The 9664-nt window shown below is 71.5% G+C and carries 4 protein-coding genes and 1 pseudogene; 3 read left to right on the forward strand and 2 right to left on the reverse strand.

What is annotated here, in order from left to right; translation table 11 throughout:
- Window positions 1–565: pseudogene (locus VF612_RS02570) on the forward strand (hypothetical protein); the annotation flags it as partial.
- Between the two features lie 674 nt (window positions 566–1239).
- Here VF612_RS02570 and VF612_RS02575 read toward each other — a convergent pair.
- Window positions 1240–2625 (reverse strand): M23 family metallopeptidase, encoded by a 1386-nt coding sequence (locus VF612_RS02575; RefSeq protein ID WP_408658279.1) that lies wholly within the window; start codon window positions 2623–2625, stop codon window positions 1240–1242.
- A gap of 458 nt (window positions 2626–3083) precedes the next feature.
- Here VF612_RS02575 and VF612_RS02580 point away from each other — a divergent pair, with 458 nt between their 5' ends.
- Entirely contained in the window at window positions 3084–5009 is a 1926-nt protein-coding gene (locus VF612_RS02580) for an ABC transporter ATP-binding protein (RefSeq protein ID WP_408658280.1), read from the forward strand.
- Window positions 5006–6790 (forward strand): ABC transporter ATP-binding protein, encoded by a 1785-nt coding sequence (locus VF612_RS02585; protein WP_408658281.1) that lies wholly within the window; start codon window positions 5006–5008, stop codon window positions 6788–6790. The genes VF612_RS02580 and VF612_RS02585 overlap by 4 nt, the downstream gene beginning before the upstream one ends.
- Here the strand turns inward: VF612_RS02585 and VF612_RS02590 are convergent, their stop codons facing one another.
- Complete coding sequence (locus VF612_RS02590; RefSeq protein WP_408658282.1) at window positions 6791–9571, reverse strand: amino acid adenylation domain-containing protein; 2781 nt, start codon at window positions 9569–9571, stop codon at window positions 6791–6793.
- Window positions 9572–9664: the final 93 nt, after the last annotated feature.

The raw sequence follows: 9664 nt of genomic DNA on the forward strand, positions 1-9664 counted from the left end.
CAGCTCCCGGCCGGCTGCCACCGGCGCTCAGCGGGCGCAGGTGTCCAATGCGGTGCGTGAGCTGGTCAGCGACCGGACTCGGGGGCTCGCGCCGGCCTGGCAGGCGTCGGCCACGGCGGTTCTGGAGGCCCGGCAGAACGACCTGCCGGGGCAGCTGGACCAGGCCGTCCGAGCCGCCAAGCTGTCGCACACCGACCGGCCGGCCTGGTGGACGGCGGTGCGCGGCCTGCAGTTCCTGTGGCTGCTCGCGGCCGTCGCGGGGCTGGTGTGGCTGGCGGTGCTGGCCGTGTTCGCGTACCTGCAGCTGCCTGGCCCGAGCCTGCACGTCGGCCGGGCCCCGGCGCCGACGCTGCTGCTGATCGGCGGGCTGCTATTCGGCCTGCTCACCTCGCTGCTGGCGCGGCCGTTCGTGGCGACCGGCGCCGCCCGGCGCCGTGCCCGCGCTCGCCGGTCACTGGATGCAGGCGTACGCGAAGTGGCCCGCGAGAACGTGCTGGCGCCCCTGGCCACCGAACTCGAGGCCGCGACCGCGTTCTGCCAGGCGCTGGCCGCCGCCCGCCGCTGACTCAACCTGCGGACGGTTCCTACCTGCGGGCTCGAGGCAGCGGCATGCATTGATCGATTCTTGAGGTTGCCGCGCCTCGCTCACCCGCTGTTCCGAGTGGGACAGCTGTGCATTCGAGGGTCCATTGGGACGCTCCAGGCCCCCGCATCGCCGGCCGGACCGTCATCGGCGCCGGCTCCGCGCGAGCGGTAGATCCGTATTGCGCCAATTCGAATGCGGGGGCCTTTGCCGCCAGTTCAACACCTGCTCAAGGTTTCGCCCGAGCGGAGGTACAGCCCCTGCTGCGGCGATACGGTGCGTGCCGTCCATCTCATCTGTCCAGGAGCAGCCATGCGCCCCACCGATGGCCCGTTCGGTCGAGGACTACCTCGCGACGTCCTGGATCGGCAGCAAGGCGCGAGCGCGTACGCAATCGCCAGGACTGCCAGCGACGGGCTCGCCTGCGACCAGGCCAGCTATGCACCGGTTAACGGTTCACCGCGGCGACGGGGTCGTTCGTCGCCACCTCCAGCGGTGACCACGCGATTGCAGGAGCGGCGCCCGACCACGCCGCTCCCCCTTCACCGATCCGCGACCGGTAGCTGACAGCGGCGGCCGCCGTTCGCCCCAGGGCGAGCGGTGGCCGCCACTGCACGATGAGCGTCAGGTCGCTGGCAGGTCCTGCGGGAACGCGCTCAGAGGATGACCCCGCGCCGGGCCAGGAACACCTGCGGATCGACGGGCGGCCCGGACATCCCGCCGATGCGGACCTCCAGGTGCAGGTGCGGGCCGGTGGAGTGGCCTTCGCTGCCGACGTAGGCGATGGTCTGCCCGACCCCGACCGACTGCCCCGGTGAGACCGCCAGCACCTTCATGTGGCCGTAGATGGAGGTGAACCCGTTGCCGTGGTCGATGACCACCCAGTTGCCGAAGCCCTGGGCGGGCCCGGCCGCCACCACGGTTCCGGCGCCGATCGAATACATCGGCGTGCCGTACCCGGCTGCCAGGTCGTCACCGGGATGGAACACGCCCCACCGCAGGCAGAAGCAGGTCGATATGTAGTAGCTGCCGGACGGCAACGGCAGCGTCCAGGGCTGGTCGTCGTCCGGTGGCGCGGCCGAGGGCGGCGGCGCCGGGTTGGACGACGGCGGATTGGACGGCGCCGGGTTGGACGGTGACCGGTTGGACGACTTCCTGCGGGCGGCTTCCTGCTGCCTGCGCAGCTCCTCCTGCCGGGCCCATTCGGCAGCCTGCCGAGCGCGCTCGGCGGCCTGGCGGGCCCGCTCAGCGGCTCGCCGGGCGCGTTCGGCGGCGATCCGGGCCCGTTCCTGGGCCTGCCAGCGCTGGTAGGCCTGGCGCTGGTTGGTCAGGGTGGCGAGTTTCGCCGCCGCAGCGGCGGTCTGCGTGGCCAGCTCGGTGCGGCGCCGGGTGAAGTCGGCTTGCTGCTGCCGGAACGCGGCGAGCTTGGCCATCGCCCGGGTCTTCTGCATCTCGGCCTGCTTCTGCAGGGATTCGGCCCGGGCCAGCGCGACCTTGCGCGCCGCCTCGGCGTTCGACAGCGCCACCGTGTTCGTCTGAGCGGTCGCCAGCCGGCGCTGCCGGGCGGTGCCGAGGTATCGCTGGTAGGCCATCGCCTGCAGCGCGCCGCTCGGGTCGTTGCTGGAGAGCAGCGCGGTGATCGAGGGCCGCCGTCCGTAGACGTACTGGCTGAACACGTACCCGGCGATCTGCTTGTGGGCCTCGGCAACCGTGGCACGGGCGTCGGTGACTGCCTGGTCCGCGGCGGCCACGTCCTCGACGGCTCGCTGCAGCGCGATATTCGTCGCGTTGTAGGTGGCGATCGCGGCGTCGGTGTCGGCGGCGGCCCGTTGCAGCTGGCCCTGCAACAGGACCAGCTGCGCTGATACCGTGCCCAGTTGCTGGGCGGCCTGCTGCTTGCGTGCCTGGGCAGCGGCGAGCTGGGCGTCCGTGGGATTCACTGGCTTGGGGGCTGCCCCGGCCGGGGCGCTGAGCAAGCTGAGCAGCACAGCGGTCACGGTGACGGCGACCAGACCGGCCTGCCGTGTGCTGCGGAACCCCACCCGCTCTCCTCACTTCTGCGAGCACGTGCCCGCGGTTGGCCAGCATGTCACATGAGTCACATCAAAGCCGTCAGCCTCATCCGTAACGGCGTGCGAGTTCTGCCAGATGCGGATGACGCACCAGCACCCAGCCACCTCTCCCATCGACGGGGCGGCCCGGAAACTGAGCCGCCGCCACCCCGCTGGCCTGGATAGGTGCACGCGTGGCTGCGCTCGACCCAGCCCGGATCTGCTGCCCGCGACCGGCTCGGCGAAGGTCCCGGCTGCGCCTCGCGCACCGAGCAGCAGGGAAGAACTCGTGCCGGGTTGAGCCCATTACGGTCGGTCAGGATTGCCGAGCATGGGAGTTTTCGGGTGACGCAGCTGAGCAGGAATCGAGCCTGCAGGATCGGGACGGCAACCGGTACACCTCGCAATTGCGCACCGTCTCGGTCGATCCACGAATGACGGAGAGCTGAATGAGCAGCTTGCTGCGCGGCGATCTGGTCCGGCTGACCCGCGCGCGCATCAACACCGCCCGGCTGGCCGGCCGCGCGAGCGGCGCGCCGCTGATCGCCGTGGACCTCGCGGTCAACCTGCTGCTGGGCGTGCTGCCGGTGATCTTCGTGATCGCCTCGGCCGTGATGGTCGGCAGGGTTCCCGCCGCGGTCAGGGACGGATCGAGCTCGGATGCCTGGCGAGCGCTGCTCCTCGCGTTCACGGTGGCGGCGGTGTCCTTCATCGGGCAGCAGATCGTCGCCCCGGTGCGCGAATCGGTGACCGAGCTGGTCGCGCGCCGCGTCGACGGCTGGGTGATCGGCAAGGTGATGGCGGCGGCCACCGGCACCGTCGGGATCGGGGCGCTGGAGAACCCGCGGGTGGTCGCGGACCTGCGCACCGCGGCGCGCGAGCTGGAGAGCTTCGCGCAGAGCCCGGGCCAGGCCTGCGCCGGGCTGGTGGCGCTGGTCGCCAGGTACACCCAGCTGCTCGGCTATGTCGCGGTGGTCGGCGTCCGGTTCTCCTGGCTGGCCGCGGCCGGGCTGCTGATCGCGGTGCTGTTGTTCCGGTACGGCCAGCGCGGTGGCCTGCGCAAGTACGCCGAATTCCGCTTCACGGTCTACCCGGCCGAGCTCAAGTACGACTACCTGCGCGCGCTGTCGGTCGAGGCCGGCGCAGCCAAGGAGATCCGGGTCTTCGGCCTGATCGGATGGCTTCGCGGCCTCTGGCACGCCTCCTACCTGGAGTGGCTCGAGCCGGTCTGGGCCACTCGCCGCCGCATCTACCTGTGGCCCTACGTGTGGTTCGCGAGCTGGGGGCTGCTGGTCAGCGCGACGGTGTTCGCCCTGCTGGGACACCGCGCGGCGGGGCCGGGCGCCGAGGTGACCCTGACCAGCTTCGTCATGGTCAGCTCGGCCACCCTGTCAGCGTTGCGGCTCGGCGAGGGGTACCGGGAGTCCGACCTGCCGACGGCGGTCGGCATGCACGCCTATGACGCCGCATTGCGCTTCATCGACGCGCTCACCGAAGCCGAGGCGACGGACGGCTCGGCGGGAGTCGCTGCCCAGCCGGCCGGCGAGGTGGAGGTGCCGGAGCTGGCCGGCAGCATCACCTTCGACAAGGTCAGCTTCCGCTATCCCGGGCAGGATCGGATGATCTTCGACGGCCTGGACCTGACGATCCCGATCGGCCGGTGCACCGCGATCGTCGGCGTGAACGGAGCCGGCAAGACCACCCTGGTCAAGTTGCTCGCCCGGCTGTACGAGCCGACTGCCGGGACGATCCGGCTGAACGGCGTGGACATCCGCAGCTACCCGGTGCACGCCTGGCGGGCCAAGCTCGCCGTGATCTTCCAGGACTTCGCCCGGTACGAGATGTCCGCGGCCGACAACGTCGCCCTCGGGGCCGTCGGACACTCTGCCGACCGTGCCGGCATTCGCGCGGCCATCGAGGCGGTCGGCCTGCAGAAGACCCTCGATGCGCTCCCCCGCGGCATCGACACCCCGCTGGCCCGGCACCTGACCGACGGGACCGACCTGTCCGGCGGCCAGTGGCAGCGGGTGGCGCTGGCCCGCGCGCTGTTCGCGTTCCGGCACGGATCGCAGATCCTCGTCCTGGACGAGCCGACGGCCAGTCTCGACGTGCGCGCCGAAGCCGGGTTCTTCTCCGAGTTCACCGAGGTCGCGCGCGGCGCCACGACGTTGCTGATCTCGCACCGGTTCTCCACCGTGCGGCAGGCCGATCTCATCGTGGTGCTCGAGAACGGCCGGGTCACCGAGCAGGGCAGCCACCAGGAGCTGCTGGCCCTGGATGGCCGCTACGCGCACCTGTTCCGGCTGCAGGCGCACCGGTTCACCGACGCCGAGGACAGCCCGATCGCCGACGAGATCGTGCGGACCTCATCGTGAGGCAGACCCTGGCAGGCTCGTGGAAACTGCTCCGGTTCTCCTGGCGGCTCAGCCGCGGCAAGACGATGACCGCCATCCTGCTGATGATGGCGGCCGCGGCAGCAGCGCCGCTGACCGCGGCCTCGCTCGGGCTGATGACGAACGCGATCGTCTCGGGACGGCAGGCCGCCGCAGCCTGGTACGGCGCCGCGGTAGCGGGTCTGGCGATCATCGCGCTGTCGTTCGTGGTGTTCGCCTTCGTGGTCTATTACGAGCTGTCCGAACTCGCCGAGATGGACTTCGGCGACCAGCTGATGACGCTGTCCAACGGCTCGCCGGGGATGGAGCACCACGAGCTGGCCGAGTACGCCGACATGCTGACCGTGCTGCAGCCGGAGAGCAAGCGATTCCCCTACGCATTGTTCGCGCTGTTCAACATCTTCGGGCTGATCCTGGCGGTGATCTTCACCGCCGTGCTGCTGGCCCGGCTGAATCCGCTGCTGTTGCTGCTGCCGCCCACCGCGATACCGCCCCTGCTCGCCGGCCGGCGGGCCGAGCGGATCCTCGACCAGGCCAGGACGGACACCGCCGAGCCGACCCGGGTGGCGCTCAATCTCTTCCGGCTGTCCTCCTCGCCCCGGTTCGCCGGCGAGCTGCGGGTCTTCGATCTGGGCGAGGAGCTGCGGCGCCGGCACGCGGCGCTGTGGGCCACGGCAAGCCGCGAGCTGTGGCGTGGCCATACCCGCGCGATCGCGATTCGCGCGGTGGGGCAGGTGGTCTTCGGCCTGGCCTACATCGGCGCGGTGATCCTGGTGATCCGGGAGGCGATCGCCGGCCGGCGCGGTGTGGGCGACGTCGTGCTGGTGATCGTCCTCGCCGCTCAGGTCAACCAGCAGCTGGTGGCTGCGGTCACCCTACTGGGCGAGCTGCAGCGGATGGGGGCCACCCTGCGCCGGCTCGACGTGATCCGCACCCTGGTCGCGGGCTCGGATCACATGCCGGTGGACCGGACACCGCAGGACTTCCTGTCGCAGGGAATCGAGCTCCGGGCTGTCGAGTTCAGCTATCCCAACACCGACCGGCGGGTGCTGGGCGAGGTGTCACTGACCCTGCCGGCCGGCTCCACCGTCGCCATCGTCGGTGAGAACGGCGCGGGTAAGAGCACGCTGATCAAGCTGCTGTGCGGGTTGTACCGGCCTACCGGCGGCCAGATCCTCGTCGATGGAGTGGACCTGCGGCGGCTGCCGGCCGAGCAGTGGCGGGAGCGGATCGCGGCGGGCTTCCAGGACTTCGTCCGCTACGAGTTCTCCGCCAGGAACGTCGTCGGGGTGGGCGACGTGGCCCGGATCGAGGACGATGCAGCGGTCCACACGGCGTTGCAGCGCGCCCAGGCCACCGATGTGATCGGGCAGTTGAGCGACGGGCTGGACACCCAGCTCGGCACCAGCTTCACCGAGGGCACCGAGCTTTCCGGCGGGCAGTGGCAGAAGCTGGCGCTGGGACGGGCGCTGATGCGCGAAGCGCCGCTGCTGCTGGTCCTCGACGAGCCGACCTCGGCGCTGGATCCGGAGGCAGAGCACCGGCTGTTCGAACGCTACGCCGAGCAGGCCCGCCAGGTCCGGGAGCTGACCGGCGCGATCACCCTGATCGCCTCGCACCGGTTCTCCACGGTCCGAATGGCCGATCTCATCGTGGTGCTCCAGGACGGCCGGGTGGTGGAGGCCGGCAACCACGCCACCCTCATCCAGAATGGCGGCCTGTACGCGGAGCTGTTCCAGCTGCAGGCCGGGGCCTACCGGTGATCACCCCTGCTTGAGCACCGCGGCCAGGCCACGGACCGTCCGGTTCAGGTACAGCTGCCGCAGCGGCGGGGTCGGCAGGCCGGCGGCCCGCATCGCCGCGAACAGCTGGACACCGAGCAGGGAGTTGCCGCCGAGGGTGAAGAAGTCGTCGTCGAAGCCGACCCGGAAACCGAACACCTGCTGCCACACGGCATGCAGCTTCGCCTCCAGATCCTGGCCGCCCTCGCCAGCGAGATCCCCGTCCAGCGCCGTCGCGGTGATCGGCTCGGGCAGCCGCGCCTGGTCCAGTTTGCCGTTCGGGGTCAGGGGAAGCGCCGGCAGCGCGGTGAGGGTGCTGGGCACCATGTGCTCGGGCAGGAACCGGGCCGCGTGCTCGCGCACCTGCTCGACGCTGCCGCCGCCGGAGAGCACGACATAGCCGTCCAACCGCGCGGTCGCGGCGTCCGTGCCGTCCTGGCGCAGCAGCACCGCCGCCGCTCCGACGCCCGGGGCGTCCAGCAGCCGAGCCCGGATCTCGTCCAGCTCGATGCGGAAACCTCGCAGCTTCACCTGGTTGTCCAGCCGTCCCAGGTGTTCCAGCCGCCCGTCCGGCAGCAGCCTGCCGCGGTCACCGCTGCGGTAGCGCGGGCCGGCGGCATGCGGGTCGGCGACGAACCGTTGCGCGGTCAGCTCCGGACGGTTCAGGTAACCCGCCGCCACCCCGGCGCCGCCGACGTAGATCTCGCCGGACACCCCGGGCGGCACCGGGCGGCCGTCCGGGTCGTGCACGCTGACATGCCACCCGGGCAGCGGCCGGCCCACCGACCGGGAGCCGGTCAACGCCTCCCCGCGGCCGAGGGTCTGGGCGGTGACGTGCACGGTGGTCTCGGTGATGCCGAACATGTTGACCAGCCGGCACCGGCTCTCCGGATGCCGGTCGAACCAGGACAGCAGCGGCCGGGTGTCCAGCGGCTCGCCGCCGAAGACCACCAGCCGCAGCGAGTCCGGCAGTGGCTGCTGCCGATCGACCTCGCTGAGCTGGCTGAACGCGCTCGGGGTCTGGTTGAGCACGCTCACCCGCTCGGCGTGCAGCAGCTCGGCGAAGCGCTGCGGGTCCCGCGCGGTCCAGTGCGACACCATCACCAGCCGGCCGCCGGTGCTCAGGCAGCCCCAGATCTCCCACACCGAGAAGTCGAACGCGCTGGAGTGGAACAACGTCCAGACGTCGGAGCCGGTGAGGGCGAAGTCGTCGATGGTGGCGCCCAGCAGGCTCAGCACGTTGCGGTGCGAGACCACCACGCCCTTGGGACGGCCGGTGGAGCCGGAGGTGTAGATGACGTAGGCGGGATCGTCGCCGCCGCCGTCCTGGAACGGAGCGGACACCGGCCAGGCCGTGGCCTGCAGGTCCTGCGGCGCCAGCAGCCGCACCCCGGCCAGCCGCGGGAACCGCTCCCGATCGGTGATCACCAGCGGCAGCTGGGCATCGGTCGCGGTGAAGGACAGCCGGTCGTCCGGATAGCCGGCATCCATCGGCAGGTAGGCAGCACCCGTCTTGAGCACCGCCAGCAGCATCACCACCAGGTCGAGCGAGCGTTTCAGGCACACGCCGACCCGGTCGCCGGCGCCGATACCGGCCGCCTGCAACGCATGCGCGGCCTGGTTGGCCCGCTCGTCGAGCTCCCGGTAGGTCAGCTGGCGCCGCTGGAAGCTCACCGCGACCGCGTCCGGACGGTGTTCGGCCTGTGCCCGCACCAGGTCCTCGATCCGCCGGCCGGCTGTCGGCGCCGGCAGCGGACGGCCCAACCCGCCCAGCTCGGCGAGCTCGGCCAGTTGTCCCCTGTCGAACAGGGCAAGCTCTCCGATCGGCTGGTCCGGGCCGGCAGCAGCCAGGCTGCGGTACGCGGTGCCCAGCATTCCGGCGAACCGCTCGACCACGGCCGGGTCGAAGGCGCTGTGCCGGAACCAGCAGACCCCTTGCAGCGGGCCGGTGAGGCTGCCGCCGGGGTCGTCGACGCAGATCGACATCGGGTGCACCGGGTCCGGGAACGGCCGGGTGGCGCTGACGGTCAGCCCGACCACGGGTACGGCATCAGAGCTAGGACGCTCGCACGCCAACCGCACCTCGTCCAGGTAGCTGGCCACCGGAGTGCTGGCGGCGCACCCGAATTCCGCGCTGTGCACCGGGTCCTGGCCGACGCTGACCCGCTCCGCTCCGGTGCACCTGGCCAGCGCCAGGCCGAGGGCGGCGGTCAGCAGCACGCCGATCGCCGCGTCCGTGGCCGGTGCGTCGCCGGTCGGGGGCACTGGAAACGAACGGCTCCCGATGGCGTCAGCACCCGGCCGGCCGAGGCCCCAGTCCGGAGCCTCGGCGCGGTCCAGCCGGGCCAGGCCGTCCTGCAGCCGCTGCAGCAGCCCGGTATCCGGCCGGGCCGCAGCCATCGATTCTCCGGTGAGCACCGCTCGCAGCAGGGAGCATGGGTCGGCGACGGAGCGATGGGCCACCACGATCAGGTCGGCCGGCCCATCGGTATAGCGCAGCAGCACGACCCGGACACCCGGACCGGCCTGCGGATCAACCGGACGCGACAGCTCACGTTCCCGCCACTGCCCAGCGATCACCGAATCCGCGGCGCCGAGCACCTGCTCCTGCCACAGCCGGGTTCCGATGGCCTGCGTCACGTTCTCGGCCAGCCGGCCGGCCTCGACGGCGTCGACCCGGGTCACCAGCGCCTGGCACAGCCGTCCGGCCCGAGTTCCCGCCTGCCGGACCAGCGGCGCGCTGGCCGGGAACCCAGCGGGCATCGATTCCGCTTTCATCGGCTGGTGAATCCCCCATCTACGGACACCACGCTGCCGGTCACCTGGCGGGACTCGTCCGAGGCCAGCCAGAGCGCG

Source organism: Jatrophihabitans sp., from assembly GCF_036388195.1.
In the GTDB taxonomy this organism is placed as follows: Bacteria; Actinomycetota; Actinomycetes; order Mycobacteriales; family Jatrophihabitantaceae; genus Jatrophihabitans_A.